A 22,609-nucleotide genomic window follows, 5' to 3' on the forward strand; every position below is an offset into this window, starting at 1 on the left:
AACCACCATTTTTTTAGCTTTTTGAAGACCTATGCAACCATTTGTTCTATATAACTCAGAGCAACGAAAAAAAGTTGAGTTTGTACCACGCAAAGAAGGACATATTGATATGTATGTCTGTGGGATGACAGTTTACGACTACTGTCATATCGGTCATGCTCGGGTTATGGTTGCATTTGACTATATTATTCGTTTTCTTCGTAGCCAAGGTTGGAAAGTTAAATATATTCGCAATATTACTGACATTGATGACAAAATCATTGCACGTGCAAATGAAAATGGTGAAAGCATTACAGCACTCACTGATCGCTTTATTCAGGCAATGAATGAAGATGCTGCCAATTTAGGATGCTTAGCACCTGATGAAGCACCTCGTGCGACAGAGTACATCGATCAAATGCAAAATATGATTGGTACTTTGGTCAATAATGGCACTGCATATCCTGCGTCAAACGGTGATGTGTACTTCGAAGTTGAAAAATTTAAAAAATACGGGCGTCTATCTGGTCGTAAACTCGAAGACATGCAAGCAGGTGCTTCCGAACGAGTCGATGTTGAAGTTGAAAAGAAACATCCTTTCGATTTTGTGCTATGGAAGCATGCAAAAGAAAATGAACCTTCTTGGAAATCTCCTTGGGGGAATGGTCGTCCAGGTTGGCATATCGAATGTTCAGCAATGTCTACATGTTGCCTTGGTAATCATTTTGATATCCATGGTGGTGGTTCTGACTTAACCTTCCCCCATCACGAAAATGAAATCGCACAAAGTGAAGCTGCAACTGGCGAACAATATGTAAACTATTGGATGCACGTAGGCTTTATCAATGTCGATGGTGAAAAAATGTCCAAATCTTTAGGCAATTTTTTCACGATTCGCGATGTCATGGAAAAATTCCATCCTGAAGTTATTCGTTACTTCATTGTTTCATCACACTATCGTAGTCCTGTGAATTTTTCTGATACCGCGCTTAAAGAAGCTAAAAACACATTAAGTCGTTTTTATCATTCATTTAAAGCATATCAACAGATATATGGTGCCGAAATTAATTCGCAATACGATGAAGTACTCGTTGAAAAGTTTAATGCAGCAATGCGTGATGATTTCAACACATCAGAAGCGATTGCCGTACTTTTTGAAATCAATAAAGAATTAAATCGTGCCGTAAAAGACGAACTTGCTGAACAGGCGGCCATATATTATGCCACCTTGCGCCATCTGACCAATATCTTAGGTCTTGTTCAACATAATGTTGATGAATTCCTAAAATCAGATATTGGTCAAGAAAGCTTATCTTTGAGTAATGATGAAATTGAAGATCTCATTCAACAACGCAAAGATGCCAAGAAAGAGAAAAACTTTGCACGTGCAGATGAGATTCGCCAAAATCTTCTTGATCAAGGCATTGTACTTGAAGATACGCGTCAAGGAACTTTATGGCGACGTGCTGATTAATTCATCAATTAAATTTTGGAAGTGTTGACAGGGTGTGCAAAATCACTATAATTCACACCATATTGCGGGAATAGCTCAGTTGGTAGAGCACAACCTTGCCAAGGTTGGGGTCGCGAGTTCGAGTCTCGTTTCCCGCTCCAAAATTTTAAAAGCTTCAGTCGAAAGATTGAGGCTTTTTTTATTGACTTAGATTCTCAAATAAAGTCGACATAGATTAAATTATTGGAAAGAGGCAACACTTCACAGCCAACAGCCAACAGCCAACAGCCAACAGCCAACAGCCAACAGCCAACAGCCAAATTATTTATAAAAAATGAGATTTTAAATGAATAGTTATAAGTCAAAAATTTAGAAATCGATTACCGCATTTATGCAAAAACGTTAAAGTGTGAGTCAACAAATAAGTGCCTAGCTATTATTCCCATATTAATATTAAAAAAACATAAAATTATTCAATTCCAACGCTAAATTACAACTTAATAATGACCATAGATCCTAGCAACTACGTAATTTTGAAATAACATTATTATTCAATATGTTTTGTTTACAAAAGAGCATCACATGTCACAGCCTTTTTATCGATAATATTTGACTATTCAATTGGGTTAGTCAACTTGAGACTTAAAATGCAAGCAACAATAACAATAGGCGATAAAACAACTCATGGTGGTGTAGTTACTGAAGTTGATAGTACTTTTATTGTTCAGGGAAAAGCTGCTCATCTTCAAGGTATGAAACACTACTGTCCGAAATGCAAAACAATGGTTTCAGCAATAGCTAGTAATAGTCTTGTCTTATTAATGGCAAGGCAATGATTGTCGCTGGAGATAAAACTACATGTGGGGCGACTTTTATTCCAGGTCAAGTTCTAGTTGGAAAGTCACCAGGATTGGGAATGGGTTCATTTTCTCAAAGTACAAATGCTTTAGTTGAATCTAACAATTTAATTGATAACAAAGAGCTTTATAAAGCTCAATTTGAATTCAAAGATGAACACAACGGAACACCTCTTGCTGATTTTTTCTATATTTTAACATTACCAAATGGTGAAAAAATTGAAAACTTTACCGGGAATGATGGCAAAACAATAGTTCATGAAATTGGTTATCAACCTGCTGAGGTGAAAGTTGAAACATTCGATTTATCTAAGCCTATGAAACCTTTTGAGTAAAATTATGAGTGATAAATTAGGTCCAAACACTGAAACAGTTCCTGGTAATGCTAAAGCATGGGAAGGCTACCCTGATAAAATTGAAAACTGTTCTGTCAGTCAACCATTTTGCCTTTTAGAGTTTAATCGGAAAATAGTTCAACCATACAACTTTATGATGTCTGCTCATATGTGGAAACACTTAGCAAATACAAATAAGCTAGAATACGCATTGGCAATTCGTTTTGGATTAGAACATGATGTATTACCACATGAGAATCTATTATCTGCAACAGGCTACCACACAAGAATGTACGTTCTGTTCCAGAGATATTTGAAAAAAAATGTTGTGAAAGAAGCAGCATTAATCGTTGCAGAATTTAAAAGTAATGAGTTTAAAACTAGGTTTGGAACAACTTTCGCTATTCAAGATCTGATTGGACTCAAAGGTACTTTAGATGATCTTAATATTAGTGATGTAATGGCTGGTGCGGCAGTTTTACAGATGAAAAATAGTGGTGAGAAAATCAACCGCTCAATGTACAAATTACTCTTCAACCAAGATTATAATCCAAAAATGCTAAAGGTTTTAGCTGAACAAGGAATTTATCCCGATGTTTAAAAATTCACATTTATTAATAGTTACTATTTTAACTGCTGCATTGTTTTCTACTGGATGTAATTCATCGCCTTCACTTCAACAAGAAGTGGATATTCAAGCAAGTTTTTTACCTACAATGTTACGTATTGATGGAAATATTTTTGCTTTAGCTAATCAAACCTCCCCAAATAATTTAACAATGGAGTTATTCGAATCTACTCTTTTAAAAGCAACTATGCTTCGTAAGTATGAAAAAGAAGCCAAAAATAACTTCAGTCTTGAAAAAGATCGTAATCCTGTAGAGCTTAACTCTATGTGCTTAATGACTAAATTTCTACTCAATAAATCTTACATTGAAAAAGCTAATTTAAACTCGGAGTTCTATGAAGATATTTATGGTTGGATTAATACCAAAAATAAACTTTGGTCAAATTTATTGAAAGATACTACCGCTGGAACGTTTGAATATCCATGTATCGTAAAACAATCAAATATCCCGAACTAGTTCATTCTTATGTTGCAATTAAGCACTTATAAAGTGCTTTTTTATTGACTTAGATTCTCAAATAAAGTCGACATAGATTAAATTATTGGAAGGAGAAAAGAGGAGCTAGCCGACCAAAGTCAAAGTTGCTCCACGCCCAATCACTCTCGAACTTGAACAGGTTTTCATCTTAAATTCACGCTTTTTTTGATAAAATTAATCACTTTAATGCACTTTTTTAGGCTAAAAGCATGAGATTAAATGCTGACTTCTCTCAACCTGTGATGATTGCTCCAGAGGATTACCAATGGATTCAATCCCCAACAGGCGAAGTTAAACGAATGATGTTCGATCGTGTTGGCTTAGAACAAGCAAGAGCAACTAGCCTAGTTGAGTTCCCTTCAAATTCTCAGTTCCCAGAGCATCAACACCCCTTCGGTGAAGAAGTTCTAGTGTTAAAAGGGACTTTTACTGAAGATGATCATCAGCACTATCCATCTGGATGGTATATGCGAAATCCTCACCTTTCTAAACATATTGTCTCGAGCTTAGATGGATGTCTGATCCTGGTGAAACTCATGCAAATGTCTGAAGAAGAAAAATTAGCTACCCGAATTGATACTCGTGACGAGCGAAACTGGACCTATTTAAACAACAGAAAGATTTGCCAACTGTTTCAATCTGAGTATGAACACACCTTTCTCGAAAAACTCGAAAGCCAACAATTTTTCGAATCAACATATCATAACGGTATTGAAATTTTCATTATCGAAGGTGAACTGGTGATGAATGAACGAAATTATTCAGCTGGTTCGTGGATGAGGTTTCCGACTCAACATCGTATTGAAATCAAAGCAGGTGGTTCTGGCGCTTTGATTTATGTAAAAAAAGATCATTTAAAAAATATATGAACCCAAAAAAACCCAATACATTATTGGGTTTTTAAGCTAGTGCATTGATTAAGACTCATCATATGCGCTTTTTTTCCAGACACCCATATCAATAAGCTTCTGAATTTGCTTATCAATCACTTCCGCTTTATATTCGTCGTGATGTCCCTGTTTTTGCTGCAAATACAAATTTTTAGGATATATATTATTTTTATAAATTAATTGTGCGCATTCTGCACGTATATCTTTCATCCAATTGGTCACCTGAGCGTGTGTACGATGATAACGAAGTGCCTCTATATCAACTACACCAGTCACATAGGTAGATCCATTGGTATCATGCTGTTTACCCACTATTTTACCTTTATGGTCCACAATCATAGAAAGACCACCACCACAATCGATCGGTGCTAATGTATTTTCATCAAGATACATCCCCCCAATATTAGGTGCTACTACGTACATATTATTTTCTAAAGCACGAGCACGATTGGAGATTTCAAATACATCATTTTCAGTAAATGAAGCTGGTAAAGATGCACGATAGACGACTTCAGCACCATTCATCGCTAGGCCTCGACCATTTTCTGGAAAATTACCTTCCATTGCCATCATGATGCCCAATCGACCAATTTCCGTATCAACTACTGGCCAAAATGATTGAAGCTCTTCGCCATATTTTTTTACCCACTCATCATACAAATCATGAGGTGATGCTGAACGCTCGCATGGCAATAAAGCAGACATTTTGTGGTGTTTTAAAATAATTTCGCCTTGAGGATTTATAATAAATCCGACATTAAACATAATGCCTGGCCAATCCTCATTTTTAGCTTTGGCTTGCGCCATGATAAAAACATTATGTTTTTTAGCTAACTCACCTAAACGATCTGTTTCAGGGCCTGGTATATCGATCGCACCATCATCCAAAAATTCTTGAATATCAACATCGAGTGCTTCATCGTTGAAGCCCTGTAATGCCCCCTCTGGGAGAACCAACAGTCTTACTGGAATATCTAAAGAACTCAACCATAATGCACCGGATGTAAGTTCCTCTAAATGAGAGATATTTTTCATAATATCTGCTCTACAACTTGTGCCCCATATTGTTGGAACTAATCCTACTACACCATAAGGTTTGATCATTTTATTTTCCTCTAAATCCATTCAGTTTTTTTATGTACTTAAAAATTATCAGTGTACTGATAATTATGCAAGTTCAAAAACCAAATAATTTAGAAAATTATTCTTCATTAATTTTTTTCATCCAATTCCTGACAATTCTTATTTCACTTTCACTAAAACCATCGACTAGAGAATCTTCTAAACGATCAATAGCATCACCACAATCTTCCATAAGTTTTTTCCCTAAATCTGATATCTCAATTAATTGAATTTTCTTATTCGTAGAATGAGAAGTTTTATAGAGAATATTTTGTTTTTCTAATTTTGAGATCATCAAATTTACTGTTTGCGGTGTTAATGAAGCAAAACGTGCTATTTCCGCATTTGTGAAACCTGGGTAAGTCAAAATAATTTTCAAAATTGTGAACTGTGGTGGAGTGATTGAATATTCAGCAAGTACACGCTCCATTTTTAAACGATATACATGAGATGTCTTTCTTAATAAAAATCCAAGGTAACCCGATTCATTATCAAATATTTCAGGTGAATTCGTATTTTTTTTAAACATACCTATTGCCCTTTTATAAAATCATAAATATTATCAGTATGCTGATAAAAAGTATTTGAGTTTAACTTTGCATTATATATGACTAATGCTGCTTAAATTTGAATACCTAGTCACAGTTTAGCTAAAAAAATAATGGAATAAAATCAAACCCTTAAGGATATAGGATACGAAAATGCAGAATACTCTAAATGCTGAAGAACCCGCTTCGGTCAAAAAAAATACGAGATACGCTTGGTACGTAGTCACACTATGTATGTTGGCTTATATATTTTCTTATATTGATCGACAAATTTTAGTCTTGATGATTGAACCGATCAAAGCAGATTTAAATTTAACTGATACTCAGTTTAGTCTATTGCACGGTTTAGCTTTTTCCCTATTTTACGCATTTATAGGATTGCCTATCGCTTATTTAGCAGACCGATTTTCCCGACCAAAAATTATTGCAATTGGCATTATTTTTTGGAGCTTAGCAACAGCGGCTTGTGGTCTAAGTAAAAACTTCATTCAACTTTTTCTTTCAAGAATGGGGATTGGCATTGGTGAAGCAGCATTATCACCCGCAGCATATTCCATGTTTAGTGATATGTTCAGTAAAGACAAATTAGGTAAAGCCGTTGGTATTTACTCCATTGGTTCTTTTATCGGTGGAGGGATGGCTTTTCTCGTTGGCGGCTATGTAATCAGCTTATTAAAAGATGCAACGTTTATTGATGTTCCTTTACTCGGCATGATGAAGGCTTGGCAAGTTGCCTTTATTCTCGTTGGATTGCCAGGCGTTTTTATTGGTCTTTTATTTATTTTAACAGTAAGAGATCCGCAACGAACAGGACAAAAACTCGATGCCTCAGGTAATGTCGTAAAAGTTAAATTTACGGATTCGTTTAAATTCTTAAAAAAGCACAGTAAGACATTTACCTGTCACTACATGGGCTTCACATTCTATGCAATGGCATTGTTTTGTGTCATGAGCTGGTCACCTGCATTTTATATGCGTAACTTTGGTCTAAGTCCTGTTGAAACAGGTTATATGTTAGGAACGATTCTACTTATCGCAAACACATCTGGCGTTTTCTTTGCAGGCTGGTTAACTGACTATCTGACAAGTAAAGGTCGACGTGATGCTGCAATGTATGCTGGTTATTTAGGTGGTTTAGGAATTATCTTACCGATTATTAGCTATACATTAGTAGACTCACTGTGGTTATCTGTTGCTATTTTTACAGTGGCTATGTTCTTTGCATCTTTCCCAATGCCAACCTCTACAGCAGCTATGCAAATTTTAGCTCCAAATCAATTACGAGCTCAAATTTCTGCAATTTTCTTGTTAATCAGCAGCTTAATTGGTTTAGGTATTGGAACTACTTTAGTCGCATTAATTACCGATAAAGTATTCGGGGATACCAACATGGTGGGTTATTCAATTTCAATCGTAGGTGGATTCTCAGCGTTATTGACGATTATTTTACTCAAAACAGGATGTAAACATTTTGTGAAAAGTCTAGATGTAGAAAAAGATGAAATGGTCATATAAGAAGTGATTTATGCAAAATTACATAAAGCATTTTCTAAAATCTAAGCTCATATTTAGTTTATTTTAGAAAAAGAACTCGAACATCTGTTCGAGTTCTTTTTTCTCAACTGAGAATCAATAATGATTAAACTAATCAAAGGTAGAAAAAAAATAATCAACGTCTACTTGTTGCAAGCCAAAGCCGCATTATGATGAATACCCATGTCCGATGCCCGATTAAATAAAGATAAACGACGTATCCCCTGTCAGGTCTAGGCTTTCAACATTTTTCGTTTGAAGAGCAGATTATTCTCCCTACTTGAATAGAAATCACTCTCAAATTTACTAAAATGCGTTCAGGACTGCTGAATGAGGAAAACTCACTTCCAGAAGCTGATTTAACTTAACTCATTCAAAGTGTGAATATTGTTAGACGATATGATGCCGAACCATATAGCGCGTTAACAAAAAAAGAATATTGTTTAGGTGATCAATCAGATGAGTGCGTAATTATTATTTATACTCATCTCTGAATCAGATTCAGTCTTACAACTTTTGAGTAATCGCAAAAAAAAAGACTCGGCCTTAAAAGTCCGAGTCAGGTTGTAGTCAAATATTGAACATTTTTTAAGAAAGATTTACTTTTTGAATACCATTTCTACCTGGGAAATCCTTGGCTAAAGATCGGGCATTAGGCATTTTTAACCATAATCTTAATAATTTTCTTCGCTTTGAGATGTCTTCATCATCTACAAATGACGATCGTGAATGCATTACACAATAGTTATTACAGAACTGCATATCACCCGGTTCAAGCATCATATCTAGTCTGAGATCAGGATCTTGTATGTACTGATCGAAAATATCAAGCGCATCGACTTGAACTCTGGATAAAGGTATTCCTTTTCGCTCATGCCCAAGTTCAATATAAGCTCTTAAATAGCGACAGCTTAATTTGTTTTCATAATAACTAAAAATTGGTGTCAAGGTAGGTTCTAGATCTCCCAAATGATCACAATATGTTGGATGATAATAATAACCAAGATATTCAGGATAATTTTCTAAAATTCTATTGTAGACTGTTGCAGCACTGACGAGACTACTCAATCCTCCACTCTTTGCTTTTCTAATTGATAGCAATCCAACTACGTCAGATAAGTCAGTGTGGTAAGGGAGATATGCGTTTGTTTCATAAACTCGCGTTGATTTGTTGTTAAGATCACCAACGTTTTCTACTTTACCCAATAAATCGCCTTTAGGATTTTGGGTAACGGGTTGACCCATATACATGCCTATTAAATAGTAAATAATCGCCAATTGGCGTTCACTAAATTTAGAGACATCCAAACCTTTTAATAGAAAGAAACCATATCCATTCTCAAGCTCATCGGCATATTTTTTAAATTCAGATAAAACTTGTGAATTATTAATCGTTAAATGCGTGTTATTCAATTGATCAATTTCTAGATCTTGTTGTTCTATCAATTGCAAATTTTGGCTTAATTCATGAAGCATTTCTGCGCTTAAATAATAAATCCAATCTGTCTGATTTTTTAGGTCTTTGCCCACCCATGCCGACTTATGACTGATTTTCTCTTTTAATATCGTATTCATCGCAATTTATCCCTGAACTAGTGTTTGTTTTCCTGCATTTTTCGAACCATCGCATTAAAAAACTTATCTGCGAAAGCACTTTCTTGAATTAACATTTGAGTTAAGTCTGCACACTTCTGTTTTACGATATGATCTAATTCAACATCGTCACCACGCATTGAATCCGCTTGGCATTGTATTTCTGCCGCACGTTGAACTGTCCAGAGTAGGAAAAAAGCTTTTTCAATCGTACTCTCTCCCACAGCTACACCATGATTTCTAAGTACCAGAATGTGATGATCACCTAAACTTTTGATCATTCTTTGTTTTTCTTCTTCGAATAGGGTAATGCCTTCAAAGGCATGATAGCCTACCCGACCATATAACTGCGCACCATAAAAATTGTCATTTTTAAAGCCATCTTTCTTTTGTGCAATGGCACTGATTGGTGTGGTATGTGTATGTATTAAACATCGAATATCATCACGAGCACCATGAACAGCACTATGTAAAGCAAATCCTGCAGGATTGGCATCATATTCAGAATGAATCACTTTATTACCGTTTAAATCAACTTTTAATAAATTTTCGGGTGTGATTTCCGTATAGTTCAAGCCGAAAGGATTTACTAAATAATAGTGTTCAGCTCCTGGTAAGCGCGCTGAGACATGATTAAAAATTGTTTCCGTCCAACCAAAATAATCAATAAGGTGATAACAATTCGCTAATTTAACTCTGAGCTCCCATTCAGCTTCAGACACATTCAATACATTATTTTTCATCTTCATTATTCCTTGTTCTGGCTTGTTCGCTTAAATAGACCGTTAATTCATATATAAGTTTGGATGTCGGCATCGGACATTCATAAGCATCTGCCAATTCAAATACAGCTTCTGCAATGGGTGCTAACTCTAAAGGGCGATGATTTTTGTAGTCATGCCACATTGATGTATATGTTTCCCCCATCTCTGAACCCAATTTTAAAAATGTGTTTGGGTCGATATTGATACGAGCGCCATAGCAAGCCGCAACAGCTCGAACTTCATATAAAATTTGTTGCGTAATTCGAGTTAAATTGTGATCAGAATAAATTTTACTTAGCGGAGCATCAGCCACAACCGATAATGGGTTGGAGCTCAAGTTAGCCATAACCTTGGTCCAAATTTGATCTCGGATGTTCTCTACGGGTCGTGCTTCGATACTTGTATTTTCAAACAATTCAACAAGCGCATGTAATCGTTCAGTCATTTGATGACTTGGCTCACCAAAGATCAACAAATATGGATTGTCTGATTTGACCTCATTTCCATTGACACTTTGCGCTGTAATAAATACGACAGCGCCAATTAAATGTTCTAATGGAAAATGGTCATTTAAAACGCCCTGTTGATCTAAACAATTTATGCTTGAATGTTCAGAGTTATTCTCTAAACCGTAAAAATACCAAAAGGGTATGCCATTCATTAACGGCACGATGACTGTCGCGTTATGCATATAACGCTTCAGCTGAGTTGAGATTTCGTATAAAGCGTTAAACTTGGTTGCTATAAATATAAAATCCTGTTTTTCAATGCATTCTTCAGTATCCACAATTCGAGATGGATGTACTTGAAATTCACCCAGTACATCTTTTAAATGAATCCCTTTTTGCTTTAGCGTTTCGACTTTTTCCCCTCGCGCTAGAACAGTGACTTGGTGTCCTGCTAGCGTTAATCTAGCAGCAACTACACAGCCTATGGCTCCAGCACCATATACCAAAATTTTTTTTGACATCCATTCAAATCCCTGAAAAGCGTATGAGTAGTTATGTTCTAAATAGATAATACGTCTTGATGCTTACTATTAATTCCTAAGTAACTTTCGATGATTCTTGGATCTTCAACTAAATCAGAGCCCCTTCCTTCCATTGATAGTTCTCCCATTTCAAGGACATAAGCATAATCTGCAAGTTTTAAAGCAGCTCTGGCATTCTGCTCAACTAACAAGATAGACACGCCATGTCCTCTTAATTGGTCAATGACCTTAAAAATTTCTCGAGTGATGAGTGGTGCTAATCCCAAACTCGGCTCATCAAGCATCAACAATTTAGGTTTAGCCATGAGTGCACGACCCACTGCAAGCATTTGTCGTTCACCACCAGAAAGTGTTCCTGCTTGCTGAGATCGTCTTTCTTTCAAACGAGGAAAAATGTCATACACTTCATCTAAAGTGCTGAAAATTTCTTTGTCTCTTTGGCGATAGCGTTGAAAAGCGCCAAGCATAAGATTGTCTTCAATAGACATTGTTCCAAATAACTCCCGTTTTTCAGGCACTAATCCGAGCCCACGAATGACCATTTGCTCAACCTGTGGACATTGCTCCACATGCCCATCGAAATCGACGTTTCCTTTAGAACCCAGCACCCCCATAATTGCAGACAATAAAGTTGTTTTACCCGCACCATTTGGACCAACAACAGAAACAATTTGGCCTTGATTAACACGCATATTAAAATTTGAAAGCGCTTCGACTTTTCCGTAAGCAACACTCAAATTATTTACTTCTAGCAGAGGCGTGCCCTCTTGATTTCCAAGCATTGTGATCATGCAGCACCTCCTAAATAAGCTTCCAATACAGCTTCATTTTTTTGAATTTCTTCTGGTAATCCTTCAGCAATTTTTTGACCGAACTCCATGACCACAATTCGGTCTGCGAGATTCATGACAAAGTCCATATCATGCTCGACCAAGAGAATTGCCATACCTTCAGCACGTAATTTAGATAGAAGTTCAGCTAAGGCTTGTTTCTCTTTAAATCTTAATCCTGCTGCGGGCTCATCAAGTAGTAATAAGCTTGGGTTCGCACATAAAGCACGTGCAATTTCTAAAATACGTTGCTGCCCGAGTGCTAAACTGCCAGCTTCGACATACAAATATTCTCCAAGCCCTACACGTTCTAGTTGATATTTAGCCTCATTGAGAAGTTCATTTTCTTCAACTCGATCAAGAAGTAACATGGATGAGATGACACTTTTTTCTCCGCGCAAATGTGCACCTATGGCTGTATTTTCTAATACAGTCATTTCAGGCAATATTTTTACGTGTTGGAATGTGCGACTCAATCCTAATTTTGCAATTTCTCTGGATGGTATGCCATTTATTTTTTTACCTTTAAATAAAACTTCACCACTTGTTGGAACATCTACACCTGATATTTGATTGAACATGGTACTTTTACCAGCACCATTCGGACCAATTAAAGCGAGAACCTCTCCAGCGTGAATTTTCAGATTCATTTCATTGTTCGCAACCAAGCCACCAAATTTTTTCGTGATGTTCTTCGCATCTAATATCAATTCACCCTTGTTGATTTGATTTTCTACTTTGTCCATTTGAGGAATGGGGTGGATTGAAGGATATAAATCTACAGGCTTATATTTATTTGGGATCAACTTAGTAATAAATGACCAAATCCCTGATGGTGCTTTTTGCATCAATACAACAATGATTAATCCAAATACGATTGTTTCATAATGACCTTGTCCGCCAAAAATAATAGGCAAAGCGTCTTGCAACCATTGGCGTACCATGGTGAATATGCCTGCACCTAATATTGCACCCCAAATACTACCGACACCGCCTAACAACGCCATAAACAAGTAGTCGATACCCATTTGGAGTCCAAAAGGTGTCGGGTTAATAAAAGTTTGCGTGTGTGCATAAAGCCACCCTGAAATTGATGCAAAAATTGCAGCAATCACAAAGATGATCATTTTTGCTCTAAACGTATTTACTCCCATAGACTCAGCCATTACTTGTCCGCCTTTCAAAGCACGGATTGCTCGCCCCTCTCGAGAATTTAAAAGATTTTTTGTCAAAATAATGGCAATAAATACAATGAGCCAAATGAGGTAGAACATTTTGTTGCCGTTATCAAAGGCAAATCCTGCGATAGAAATAGAGGGAATATTCGAAATTCCAGAATGCCCACCTAAAGTTTCAATGGTCGAAAAGAAATAATAAAGTGAAATGCCCCAAGCGATCGTACCTAAAGGCAGATAATGCCCTGAAAGTTTAAGTGTTAAGCCACCCACCAAAATCGCAGATGCGACTGTAATGAATATTCCGAGCAGAAGTCCAAACCAAGGATTGCCACCTGTCCATGCGAGGAAACTTGGTAATTGTTCAGTCACAGTTAAGTAAGCAGTTGCGTATGCGCCAATTCCAACTAAGGCTGCTTGACCAAATGTAGTCATGCCTCCAACGCCTGTCACCAATACAAGACCTAACACGACTAATGCATTTAGACCAATATAGTTCAATAAAGTGACTTGATAGGTCGGTAAAAAAAATGGGCTGATGAATACAATTAGCGCAAATATAAAGAAATAAGTTTTTGATTTCATTCTTCATCCTCCTCAACATGACGAGTTGTGAGTGATTTCCAAAGTAAGAAAGGAATAATTAATGTAAAGACGATGATTTCTTTGTAATCACTTGCCCAAAACATTGAGAAAGACTCAATAACACCAACAATCACGGCACCAATTGCTGCGACTGGGAAGCTGATTAGTCCTCCAATGATTGCTCCTACAAATCCCTTCAGACTTAAAATAAATCCTGAGTCGTAATACAGGGTTGTGATCGGTGCAATTAAAATGCCTGATAACGTTCCGATAAATGTAGCTAAAACAAAAGTCAGTTTGCCCGCAAAGATTGGAGAAATACCCATGAGCTGTGCACCGACTCGATTGACAGCGGTTGCATGCAAAGCCTTACCATAGAGTGTTTTTTCAAAGAAATACCAAAGCACTAAAATCATCACAAAGAATGAAACGATAATGATCAAAGTTTGACTGCTTAAAACAAGAGTTCCAATCTCAAAGCTTTTGTCACTAAATGGTTGTGTTTGAGCACCATTTGGACCGAATATCACGAGTCCTAAACCGACTAATGCCACATGAACCGCTATCGACACGATCAACAAAACTAAAGGTTTGGCTGCGACTAAAGGTTGAAAAAAAGTGCGATACATTTGAGGACCAAGCGGTGTAATCACAGCCAAAGTCAATAAAACTTGAATTGGCATTGGAAGCGTCGCTAAAGGTAGTGTGTACATTGCGATAACGATCAAAGAAATATAAATCAATGACGCAATAAAAATTTTGATATTAAATATTTGATTTTTAGAAAATTTAGCGTATAAATCCAGACTTGTATTGACAATAAAAAACGCAACTACCAGCCAAACTATTAAGCTTGGAATACCTGCTTGAATGGATGCCAAAGTCAATGCACCAAATACAGCAAATTCACCCAATGGAATAAGTAATATCCGAGTGACAGTAAAAACTAAAATGATACATAGCGCTAATAATGCATAAATAGCACCACTGGTAATACCATCCTGCCCCAAAATTAACGCGATATTTAAATCCATAACATCTTCCTACCCTTTTTTGAGGATGAATTTACCTAGAGCGATATATGCATATCGCTCTGAGTTCATTTATGAAAAGCTAAATTTACTTCAGTAGTTTCCACTGACCATTTTTAACAATGATCATTTCACGCCCACGCTTGTCAAATCCACTATGATCAGATGGGCTCATGTTATACACGCCTTGAGTTCCTGCGACTTCTTTTGTAGATTCCAATGCATCACGTAGAGCTTCACGGAATTGCACGGTGCCAGGCTTTGCTTTTTTCAAAGCAGTCGGTACAGCTTTTTCAAGCAAAATACCTGCGTCATACACATTTGCCCCGAAGGTTGCAGGTGTTTGTTTATATTTTGCTTTATAATCATTGATATATTTAGTAGCAATTTTCTTAGAAGGATGTGTATTAGATACTTCATTTAAAACAAGCATTAAACTGGCAGCTAAAATCGTATTTTCTACTTTCTTGCCACCCATTTTTAAATATTGATCTAAAGCCGCACCATGTGTTTGATAAATTTGCCCTCGATAGCCTCGATCATATAAAGCAGTTTGTGGAGGCACTGCTGAACTACCTGGTGCTGCAACTAGAATTGCCTGTGGTTTTTTACTTATGAGTTTTAACGCTTGACCAGTTAGAGAGGTATCTTGACGTTGAAATGATTCTTGAGCAACGATTTTAATCCCATTTTTCTTTGCTAAATTCGCTAAGACTTTTCCCCAGTTTTCTCCATACGGATCAGCAGTACCGATAAATCCTAGAGTTGTAATTTTTCGCTTCACCATATCTTGCACAAGCGCTTCTGCGATGATTTCATCATTCTGAGTGGTCTTAAACACCCATTTTTTTTGATCCGTCATTGGCATGACTATCGTAGAAGTACCAACAGGTGCAAGAAGAGGTACTTTCGCTTTAGCAATTGTCCCTATCACTGCAGAAGCATTTGGTGAACCAGAAGGACCAATAATTGCATCAACTTTGTTTTCTTTAATTAGTTTCTCGACAGCTTTGACAGATGCTGTAGGATCACTCGCATCATCAAGAGAAATATATCGAACATTTTCATTACCAATTTTTTTAGGTAATAAAGCAACTGTATTTTTTTGTGGTATACCTACCATTGCTACAGGTCCGGATGATGATGTCACAACTCCAATCGTGATATCAGCTTGAGCATAAGTGGCAATTGCGATTAAGCTTGTTGATAATAATAATTTTTTAAACATCATATAATCTCCAGTTTGTCCATTAACTGTTTATGTAATTAGAATTTATAGCTATATGTAGTAATGATTCGATTTTCAACAAAATCATTACCATTGGTTGTTCCTGCACCATATTTAGTAGTCGTGTCGATATACCTCCATTCTATACCCAACCCTTTAAAAGACCCTTCTGGAACGGTGTAGCCGACAATGAAATTAGCTTCAGTTTCTTTATTATCTGGTAGGCCATTACGCTCTATGTTCGTACCATATAAATAACGCAAAGTCGTTCTTAAACCCGGCAAACCAACATTTTTAAAGTCATAAGAATAAAGTGCATGATAAGTAAGTTCTTCAGGTTTGATGAAACCTAAAGTTGACCAAGTATGTAGGAAAGGTTGAGGAGCGAATCCATCAAATGTTGGAAAATTGGTATCCCCGGAATTTTTTTGAACACCTGCAGCAAAACTATGTGAGCCATTTTGAATGTTGGCCTGAACGCCAAATGTTTTGCTATCTATGTTTCCATAGTATTTGTCACCAGCTTCACTGTTATGGAAATAACGTGCATCTAATTTGATTTTAGAGTCGCCAATTTGAGTGTTATATGCTGCATTTAAATAATGTTGGTTATAAATATCTTCCAGCTGACCAAACCAGTAAGAGCCTGAAATTTTAGGGCTAAAATTATAGTCTAAACCAACATAACTTAAACCATTACTTTCTATTCTTGCTTTACCTGGTGCAAACAAGCTTAGTTTTTCAAACTCATCATCATTACGCGCATTAATATGCGTGATTCGTCCAGCAGACAGTTTTAAATCTTGAATGGCTTTGGTTTCAAATGCCGCACCAGCATATGTTGTCACCAACTGACGTGAATCATCAATAAATGCAACAGGTGTTTTTGGCGAAAGTTCCCCAACTAATAGCTCAGAATCTTTATATTTCAGCTTTAAGGTTGCACCAAATTTATTATAACTACGTTCTTGCTCATTTTTTATGGGATCAAATGGTAAGATCGAATCAGACCTTTCAGCATTATGATTTGATAATCTTAGTGCGTAACTTGAAGTCACGTCAAAACCCACCTGAATGGGTGTATTGGTATAACCTGAACTAAACTTTAGACCTAATGCTTGTGACCAACTACCAACATCAGGCTGTGTTGTGTTATTTCGATCAATAAAGAAATTTCTTAAATTTATTGTCGTTTGACTATCTTTTACCAAGTCCGCATAAACTGCTGTATTACAGCAAATTGCTAGTATTGCAAATGTAGGTAACTTTTTCACTCAACTTCCCCTTAGTTTTTTACTGATTTTCTCACTCAACCCTGTTTAATTTTTTCTATTCAGCTATATGAAATTTCATATATTCAACCCAATTCTTTTCCAATTCCATAGAAAATTCAATTTTCTTTTAAGTATATTTATATACCTTAATTAATAATTAAATCCCTTTTAAATCTTCATAGATTGAAAAAAAGGCCAAATGATCTAACATTTAGCCCAATTTGATTTAATGAATACCCGCAATATCTTTTAGAATGGTGATAAAGGTATTCTTTTCTTGGTCACTGTATTTTGCAAATACTTCATTTTGATGCTCATCAGCTATATCAAATAAATAATGTGCGGTTTTTTTACCTTTATCCGTTAATTGGTAGAATTCTTCTGTTTCGACTAGTAGCTCATCCTTCTTAAGGATTTCCGCTGCTCTTTCTATTTCTCGCATAGGCATTGCTATATCACGTGGTAAATCATCTTTGCATGAACTTGCACCACTGCCTAGCACTAAAAGCATTCGAGCTTCACTCGTTCTAAAACCTGTGACTAATTGCTTTGGGATGTAATCATTTTGATAAAACTTGAATGCTCGACTCATGAGATAGGCAACATTATTATATAAGTTACCTTGATATAGTTGACCCAAATCATCAGTTTGGACTGGATTTGAATCTTTAATTCTTAACATTGGGTGTGGTGTTACTGCTGAGTACGCACCCTGGTGATATACTAATGGACTACGACCTTCATCTTGAAAATTAACGACCTTTCCAATAATAATCCAGTGATCCCCGCCTTCTACAATTTGAAATAATTCACATTCAAAAACAGCAGAGCAATTTTCCAGAACTGGAGCATTACCTACACCCAAACGGTAGTTTGCTCCTTCGAATTTATCAATATTGCGTTTAGCAAATTTATTCGATACCTCGATTTGAGATCCAGATAAAATATTGACTGCAAAATGACTAGAGTTTTTAAAAACTTCAAAACTGGTCGATTTTTTATCAATACTCCACAAGATTAAAGGTGGGTCTAATGAAACTGAGTTAAAACTATTGGCAGTTACACCCACTTTTTCACCTTGCGCATTTTGCGCTGTAATAATGGTAACCCCAGTTGCAAAATTACCGAGTGCTCTGCGGAATTTCATCGGATCAATAGCTTGTTCTTCCGATTTTTGATAACTATTCATTCCCTTCTCCTGAATCCCAAATTGACCTTCCATGATGGCAATTCAACTATTAAATATCTAAAACTAATCTCGGTGTTTTTGATCGAGAACAACACACTAAAATCTGCTCATTACTTTCTTTTTCTTCGTCAGTAAAGTAGACGTCTCGATGATCGGGTTCGCCTTCAAGCACATCACACATACACGTTCCACAAACGCCTTGTTCGCACGATAACTCGACTTTTATCCCTTCTCGCGCTAAAGCTTGCAGAATAGTTTCCTCTGGAGCTACTTGAATCGTTTTACCACTTTGTTGTGCAACAACTTCAAAACTAGCACCACCTAAATCAATATCTACCTGAAAATATTCTTTATGTAATTGATCGGAACTAAAACCCTTAGACTCAGCAAGATTAATAATCCAATCCATAAATCCATTAGGACCACAGGTATATAAATGTGAATCTTTGGCAATATCTTTCATTGCGTGATCAAAAAATTCACGATGATTTGCACCATCATCTTTAAAATGGAAAGTTGTATAACTCGCTAAGGGACCTTGCTTGATTTCATCTACAAATGCAGCGGTTTGTTTGGAAGCTGCACAATAATGCAATTCAAATGACTTATCGTTATTTAATAAATCATAAGCCATGGTAATTAACGGTGTAATCCCAATACCACCACCAACTAAAATGCTGTGAGATGCATCTAACAATGGGAACAAATTTTTAGGATGGCTGACTTGTAGTTGCATCCCTTCAAAGATGTCATTAAACGCCGACAGTGACCCCCCTCTTGATGCTTCGTCTTTTAAGATCCCTAGTCGAAAAACACCTTTTAAACTAGGATCTTGACATAGAGAATACTGACGGATTAACCCATTAGGCAGGAATAGATCGATATGTGATCCAGCTTCGATTTCAGGTAATGGAGACTCAGTTGCTGAAATTAAATCTAAGACAACAACATTTTCCGCTTCTACTGATCTTTTATTTACTATTACGGAGTATTTTTCGTTCATAGTTTTCCCCCTTTATGACTAAGCCAATGCTTAGCGCATAAATAGTCCTCCGTTAATATCCCATGTTGCTCCTGTCACAAAAGCTGCTTGTGGGGATGCTAACAAAGCACAAGTTTCAGCGATAAAACTCATACTGCCTAAAGCCTTGACAGGAATGTTATTGATAAACGCTTCCATTTTTTCATCTGAAACAACGCTGTGTACTATTGGAGACTCCATTGGTCCTGGTGCTACGGCATTTACCGTCACACCTTTAGCGGCAAATTCTTTTGCAAAAATTTTAGTCAAAGTTACGATTGCCCCTTTTGAAGCTGCATAATGCGCTCCCGTTGCAGTACCACCATTCTGACCAGCCAATGAAGCCATGTTGATAATTCGACCAAAGCCTTTAGATGCCATATATTGACCAATAATTTGGCATGACTGAAAGGTTCCTCGTTGGTTGACTTGTGTCACCCAATCAAAATCACTCGCAGTGATTTCAAGGACAGGAGTTGCTTTAGTTACTGTGGCGTTATTGATTAAAACATCCAACTTGTTGAAATGAGTTTCAATCCAACTCACTGCTTCTCTAAAGTCCTGCTCTACTGATATATCCAGTTTTAAGGGATACATTTGCGATGGATACTGACTCTCAGCTTTAGCACTTTCCGCTTTTTCTAAGGTACTTGCAGTTAAAATAACTTGATGCCCTTGTTCAGCAAAATATTCAGCAATCACATTACCTAAACCAGAGGCAGCACCAGTAACCAAAACAACTTGTGACATGGTCACCTCCTATAGAATGTAACTGATACCAGCTAAGGTATCTGTCGAATTGACTAGATTGATAATTTTACGGTCTATTTTGAGTTCGCCATTCTCTTGACGTATTAGCTCATAAATCACATCAGCAGTGTAATGACGCAAATTTTCTTTGCGGAACTCTCTTAAATTTTGTGCACAGCGTAAAATTATCTTGTGATCAGTTTCTTCAATAATTCGCACACGTGACAGGCTACGAACAGTATTGGCCTTGGGAGCTGTCGAGATTGCTTCACCATTTTCTAAACGCTCTACACGTAATTGACGCATGTGGTGATTGTCATATGCATAGTTCAAATGGTTTTCGTAATCTGTCAATGATGGATCAATTGGAATGATGTATTTGCCATTTTCATTCCATAAATTTAACCATGCTTGATACTCTGAATGATCTAACATGTCAGCTTCAGCCCAAATGAATGCTGTTACTTCGTTCAAAAGATTTAAATTAATTTTCATGCTCTTCCCCTTAAGCCGTCATCAACTTTTTCCATTGTTGGTAAGCGCCACGCATGCCTGTTTCAGCACTCACGTCACTCTTCAGACCATCTTCAGTTTTGACTTCTCCTGGTAAACCACGGTTCAACATGATCCAAAGATCATTGCCCGCATTTGCACCATGCTGTACACGCTCCCAAGCTTCCGCATCATCTGGCGTACCAAAACCGAAAGGACCTTGGAAATGTTCATGTAGACGTAGGCGATATTGGTTGGCAATTTGTGGTCCACCATCCATCGTAATCACTGAGTGGTGAATTTCAGTTTTATCTACCGCTAATGGTTGCATTACACGGAAGAACGCCATAGAACATGCAATGTTAGGGAAAATATTTAAGTTAAAGCCCGAACCACCTACAGCACGGCAAATTCGACGAACTTCAAGTTCCTCATGACCTTCTTCACGTAGCGCTTGGGCAAGTTCTTCAAAACGCTCTTGGATTGGTCGCTCCATCAACTCTTCATCAAGATCTACCAGTTCTGGAATCATCACCATCACGCTGTGACCATTTCCTAGATCTTCAACATAGCCTGGTTGATTTTCAAAGTTGAAAAGCTCTTCTGTTTTTTCGTCTACAGAACTTAAGAATGATTTATGAACCAATGGGAAATGATACGCGTCAGTTGTATTTTCCAACTGAATCTTCCAATTACCTGGGAATGTAAAACGATGTTCACCTAATACTTTGACTGGATAACCTGCGCCTTGCTTCATGAATAGATCAATCCACTTTTTCGCAGCACCTAAAAAGTCTTCTAATGGCTCAATATCGTCTTTGAAGGTCGCAAAGATCATGCCGTTATATTCTTCTACACGTAGGCTGATCAGTGGAAATTCAGATTTATCTAAACATTCGCCATAACTTTCAGGTGAAGGAACGCCACGCAATGTACCATCTAAAGCGTAACTCCAACCATGATATGGACATACAAAGCTATTTGTTTTGCCTTTTTTATGCTCACAAACTGTAGCAGCACGATGGCGACAGCGGTTGAGTAAAACGTGGACTTTTTTCTTACGATCTCGTACAGCCACTACAGGTTGTTTACCAATATTAATCGTTTTATAACTACCAGCATCTGGAATTTCACTTGCATGAGCAACCCAAACCCAAGTGCTGTAGAAAATTTTTTCCATTTCATCTTCAAAGATTTGTGCATCTTTATATAAAGAGGTATGCACTCGGTCACTTTGAACTAATTCATTGTAATCAATTTCAATATTTTGAACTGGTATTGCACTATTCATCATGTATTCCCTTATAACTGTTTATGCAACTCAACCGACTAAATTTGATTGCGGTACTGGTAACTCATCATCACTGGTCCAATGCGTTACTGGTCGACTGAAAATATTTTCTGTTTGGAAGTGTTTGATTTTCCAAATGCCATTATTTTGTTGCTTAAAACGGATTGTCAGTTTGGCTGCATTCAAGTGGCTTGCACCCGTTTTGAAAGTTGATGTTTGCAACATCAACCAGTGACCAACAGCCACATCACCATCAATATAAATTTGTTCAGAATTCACAAAATGTGCATTCATAACAAAATGCGAGTCCTTCAGCGTGTATGTTTTAAACATGTCATATACTGCCTGCCAAGACTCAAGCCGACCAAATGACTGGGCGTATTTTTTCCCTACCCCCTCCCAAATACACTCACGATCAAATAAATCCATCAGCGCTTCTAAATTTGTGTTTTGATTAAGTTCATCACAAATTTCCATATAGCGATTTACGCAATTACGAATTTGATTCTGCGCTTCCAACTGTTGAAGACGTTGAAGAATGCTTTTGAGTTCATTAGAGTCGACCATATCGA

21 protein-coding genes, 1 tRNA gene and 1 pseudogene are annotated in these 22,609 nt (G+C 36.9%); 7 read left to right on the forward strand and 16 right to left on the reverse strand.

Annotated elements, in window-relative coordinates:
• Nucleotides 1-31 precede the first annotated feature (31 nt).
• The 6 genes and pseudogenes from cysS to AC1M9M_RS11570 all read left to right on the forward strand — a co-directional run bounded on the left by cysS (nt 32) and on the right by AC1M9M_RS11570 (nt 4,599).
• Nucleotides 32-1,453, forward strand: coding sequence for a cysteine--tRNA ligase (gene cysS / locus AC1M9M_RS11545; protein ID WP_481596392.1), 1,422 nt, complete (start codon nt 32-34; stop codon nt 1,451-1,453).
• A gap of 64 nt (nt 1,454-1,517) precedes the next feature.
• Nucleotides 1,518-1,593 (forward strand) — tRNA-Gly (locus AC1M9M_RS11550).
• 486 nt (nt 1,594-2,079) lie between these two features.
• A pseudogene (locus AC1M9M_RS11555) lies at nt 2,080-2,324 on the forward strand (PAAR domain-containing protein); the annotation flags it as partial.
• Nucleotides 2,325-2,628: 304 nt separating this feature from the next.
• Nucleotides 2,629-3,225 carry a hypothetical protein gene (locus tag AC1M9M_RS11560; protein ID WP_481596393.1) on the forward strand — a complete coding sequence of 199 codons (597 nt, stop codon included), beginning with the start codon at nt 2,629-2,631 and terminating at the stop codon, nt 3,223-3,225.
• Nucleotides 3,218-3,709, forward strand: coding sequence for a hypothetical protein (locus AC1M9M_RS11565; RefSeq protein WP_481596394.1), 492 nt, complete (start codon nt 3,218-3,220; stop codon nt 3,707-3,709). The genes AC1M9M_RS11560 and AC1M9M_RS11565 overlap by 8 nt, the downstream gene beginning before the upstream one ends.
• A gap of 230 nt (nt 3,710-3,939) precedes the next feature.
• A complete protein-coding gene (locus AC1M9M_RS11570; RefSeq protein WP_481596395.1) occupies nt 3,940-4,599 on the forward strand; it encodes a cupin domain-containing protein in 660 nt (219 codons plus the stop codon).
• Between the two features lie 48 nt (nt 4,600-4,647).
• On the opposite strand, the gene AC1M9M_RS11575 is transcribed toward AC1M9M_RS11570, so the two are convergent.
• Together AC1M9M_RS11575 and AC1M9M_RS11580 are read right to left on the reverse strand one after the other, a co-directional pair.
• Nucleotides 4,648-5,724, reverse strand: a complete 1,077-nt coding sequence (locus AC1M9M_RS11575) for a nitrilase-related carbon-nitrogen hydrolase (protein WP_180028226.1) — start codon at nt 5,722-5,724, stop codon at nt 4,648-4,650.
• Nucleotides 5,725-5,821: 97 nt separating this feature from the next.
• Entirely contained in the window at nt 5,822-6,271 is a 450-nt protein-coding gene (locus tag AC1M9M_RS11580; RefSeq protein ID WP_092767707.1) for a MarR family winged helix-turn-helix transcriptional regulator, read from the reverse strand.
• 172 nt (nt 6,272-6,443) lie between these two features.
• Between AC1M9M_RS11580 and AC1M9M_RS11585 the strand changes: the two genes are divergently transcribed.
• The gene (locus AC1M9M_RS11585; RefSeq protein WP_481596396.1) at nt 6,444-7,805 is read left to right on the forward strand and encodes a spinster family MFS transporter; all 1,362 of its coding nucleotides are present in this window, start codon (nt 6,444-6,446) and stop codon (nt 7,803-7,805) included.
• 606 nt (nt 7,806-8,411) lie between these two features.
• Here the strand turns inward: AC1M9M_RS11585 and AC1M9M_RS11590 are convergent.
• From AC1M9M_RS11590 to AC1M9M_RS11655, 14 genes are all read right to left on the reverse strand, one after another.
• On the reverse strand, nt 8,412-9,398 hold the full coding sequence (locus AC1M9M_RS11590) for a TauD/TfdA family dioxygenase (RefSeq protein WP_481596397.1): 987 nt from the start codon (nt 9,396-9,398) through the stop codon (nt 8,412-8,414).
• A 17-nt stretch (nt 9,399-9,415) separates the two neighbouring features.
• On the reverse strand, nt 9,416-10,159 hold the full coding sequence (locus tag AC1M9M_RS11595; RefSeq protein WP_481596398.1) for a class II aldolase/adducin family protein: 744 nt from the start codon (nt 10,157-10,159) through the stop codon (nt 9,416-9,418).
• Complete coding sequence (locus tag AC1M9M_RS11600) at nt 10,149-11,150, reverse strand: ketopantoate reductase family protein (protein ID WP_481587678.1); 1,002 nt, start codon at nt 11,148-11,150, stop codon at nt 10,149-10,151. The genes AC1M9M_RS11595 and AC1M9M_RS11600 overlap by 11 nt, the downstream gene beginning before the upstream one ends.
• A gap of 38 nt (nt 11,151-11,188) precedes the next feature.
• Entirely contained in the window at nt 11,189-11,962 is a 774-nt protein-coding gene (locus tag AC1M9M_RS11605) for an ABC transporter ATP-binding protein (protein ID WP_481596399.1), read from the reverse strand.
• Nucleotides 11,959-13,761 carry a branched-chain amino acid ABC transporter ATP-binding protein/permease gene (locus AC1M9M_RS11610; protein ID WP_481592084.1) on the reverse strand — a complete coding sequence of 601 codons (1,803 nt, stop codon included), beginning with the start codon at nt 13,759-13,761 and terminating at the stop codon, nt 11,959-11,961. Before AC1M9M_RS11610 ends, AC1M9M_RS11605 begins: the two co-directional genes overlap by 4 nt.
• A complete protein-coding gene (locus AC1M9M_RS11615) occupies nt 13,758-14,795 on the reverse strand; it encodes a branched-chain amino acid ABC transporter permease (protein WP_481596400.1) in 1,038 nt (345 codons plus the stop codon). Before AC1M9M_RS11615 ends, AC1M9M_RS11610 begins: the two co-directional genes overlap by 4 nt.
• Before the next feature lie 85 nt (nt 14,796-14,880).
• On the reverse strand, nt 14,881-16,020 hold the full coding sequence (locus AC1M9M_RS11620) for an ABC transporter substrate-binding protein (protein ID WP_481587680.1): 1,140 nt from the start codon (nt 16,018-16,020) through the stop codon (nt 14,881-14,883).
• 38 nt (nt 16,021-16,058) lie between these two features.
• Nucleotides 16,059-17,294 (reverse strand): OprD family outer membrane porin, encoded by a 1,236-nt coding sequence (locus tag AC1M9M_RS11625; RefSeq protein ID WP_481587681.1) that lies wholly within the window; start codon nt 17,292-17,294, stop codon nt 16,059-16,061.
• A gap of 226 nt (nt 17,295-17,520) precedes the next feature.
• Nucleotides 17,521-18,483 carry a p-hydroxyphenylacetate 3-hydroxylase reductase component gene (locus tag AC1M9M_RS11630; RefSeq protein ID WP_180028234.1) on the reverse strand — a complete coding sequence of 321 codons (963 nt, stop codon included), beginning with the start codon at nt 18,481-18,483 and terminating at the stop codon, nt 17,521-17,523.
• A gap of 49 nt (nt 18,484-18,532) precedes the next feature.
• Complete coding sequence (locus AC1M9M_RS11635) at nt 18,533-19,486, reverse strand: PDR/VanB family oxidoreductase (RefSeq protein ID WP_481596401.1); 954 nt, start codon at nt 19,484-19,486, stop codon at nt 18,533-18,535.
• A 30-nt stretch (nt 19,487-19,516) separates the two neighbouring features.
• The gene (locus tag AC1M9M_RS11640; protein WP_481587683.1) at nt 19,517-20,254 is read right to left on the reverse strand and encodes an SDR family NAD(P)-dependent oxidoreductase; all 738 of its coding nucleotides are present in this window, start codon (nt 20,252-20,254) and stop codon (nt 19,517-19,519) included.
• Between the two features lie 9 nt (nt 20,255-20,263).
• The gene (locus AC1M9M_RS11645) at nt 20,264-20,749 is read right to left on the reverse strand and encodes an aromatic-ring-hydroxylating dioxygenase subunit beta (protein WP_092767687.1); all 486 of its coding nucleotides are present in this window, start codon (nt 20,747-20,749) and stop codon (nt 20,264-20,266) included.
• A gap of 10 nt (nt 20,750-20,759) precedes the next feature.
• Nucleotides 20,760-22,037 (reverse strand): aromatic ring-hydroxylating oxygenase subunit alpha, encoded by a 1,278-nt coding sequence (locus AC1M9M_RS11650; protein WP_035266339.1) that lies wholly within the window; start codon nt 22,035-22,037, stop codon nt 20,760-20,762.
• Nucleotides 22,038-22,067: 30 nt separating this feature from the next.
• Complete coding sequence (locus AC1M9M_RS11655) at nt 22,068-22,604, reverse strand: nuclear transport factor 2 family protein (RefSeq protein WP_481592080.1); 537 nt, start codon at nt 22,602-22,604, stop codon at nt 22,068-22,070.
• Nucleotides 22,605-22,609 lie beyond the last annotated feature (5 nt).

Source organism: Acinetobacter sp. ANC_7503 (genome assembly GCF_056780035.1).

Coding starts and splice junctions, on each gene's coding strand:
- AC1M9M_RS11630 (WP_180028234.1), bottom strand. CDS start 18,483: ATGAATAGTTATCAAAAATCGGAAGAACAAGCTATTGATCCGATGAAA.
- AC1M9M_RS11585 (WP_481596396.1), top strand. CDS start 6,444: ATGCAGAATACTCTAAATGCTGAAGAACCCGCTTCGGTCAAAAAAAAT.
- AC1M9M_RS11595 (WP_481596398.1), bottom strand. CDS start 10,159: ATGAAAAATAATGTATTGAATGTGTCTGAAGCTGAATGGGAGCTCAGA.
- cysS (WP_481596392.1), top strand. CDS start 32: ATGCAACCATTTGTTCTATATAACTCAGAGCAACGAAAAAAAGTTGAG.
- AC1M9M_RS11560 (WP_481596393.1), top strand. CDS start 2,629: ATGAGTGATAAATTAGGTCCAAACACTGAAACAGTTCCTGGTAATGCT.
- AC1M9M_RS11650 (WP_035266339.1), bottom strand. CDS start 22,037: ATGAATAGTGCAATACCAGTTCAAAATATTGAAATTGATTACAATGAA.
- AC1M9M_RS11620 (WP_481587680.1), bottom strand. CDS start 16,020: ATGTTTAAAAAATTATTATTATCAACAAGCTTAATCGCAATTGCCACT.
- AC1M9M_RS11615 (WP_481596400.1), bottom strand. CDS start 14,795: ATGGATTTAAATATCGCGTTAATTTTGGGGCAGGATGGTATTACCAGT.
- AC1M9M_RS11655 (WP_481592080.1), bottom strand. CDS start 22,604: ATGGTCGACTCTAATGAACTCAAAAGCATTCTTCAACGTCTTCAACAG.
- AC1M9M_RS11565 (WP_481596394.1), top strand. CDS start 3,218: ATGTTTAAAAATTCACATTTATTAATAGTTACTATTTTAACTGCTGCA.
- AC1M9M_RS11570 (WP_481596395.1), top strand. CDS start 3,940: ATGAGATTAAATGCTGACTTCTCTCAACCTGTGATGATTGCTCCAGAG.
- AC1M9M_RS11575 (WP_180028226.1), bottom strand. CDS start 5,724: ATGATCAAACCTTATGGTGTAGTAGGATTAGTTCCAACAATATGGGGC.
- AC1M9M_RS11590 (WP_481596397.1), bottom strand. CDS start 9,398: ATGAATACGATATTAAAAGAGAAAATCAGTCATAAGTCGGCATGGGTG.
- AC1M9M_RS11645 (WP_092767687.1), bottom strand. CDS start 20,749: ATGAAAATTAATTTAAATCTTTTGAACGAAGTAACAGCATTCATTTGG.
- AC1M9M_RS11580 (WP_092767707.1), bottom strand. CDS start 6,271: ATGTTTAAAAAAAATACGAATTCACCTGAAATATTTGATAATGAATCG.
- AC1M9M_RS11605 (WP_481596399.1), bottom strand. CDS start 11,962: ATGATCACAATGCTTGGAAATCAAGAGGGCACGCCTCTGCTAGAAGTA.
- AC1M9M_RS11635 (WP_481596401.1), bottom strand. CDS start 19,486: ATGAACGAAAAATACTCCGTAATAGTAAATAAAAGATCAGTAGAAGCG.
- AC1M9M_RS11610 (WP_481592084.1), bottom strand. CDS start 13,761: ATGAAATCAAAAACTTATTTCTTTATATTTGCGCTAATTGTATTCATC.
- AC1M9M_RS11600 (WP_481587678.1), bottom strand. CDS start 11,150: ATGTCAAAAAAAATTTTGGTATATGGTGCTGGAGCCATAGGCTGTGTA.
- AC1M9M_RS11640 (WP_481587683.1), bottom strand. CDS start 20,254: ATGTCACAAGTTGTTTTGGTTACTGGTGCTGCCTCTGGTTTAGGTAAT.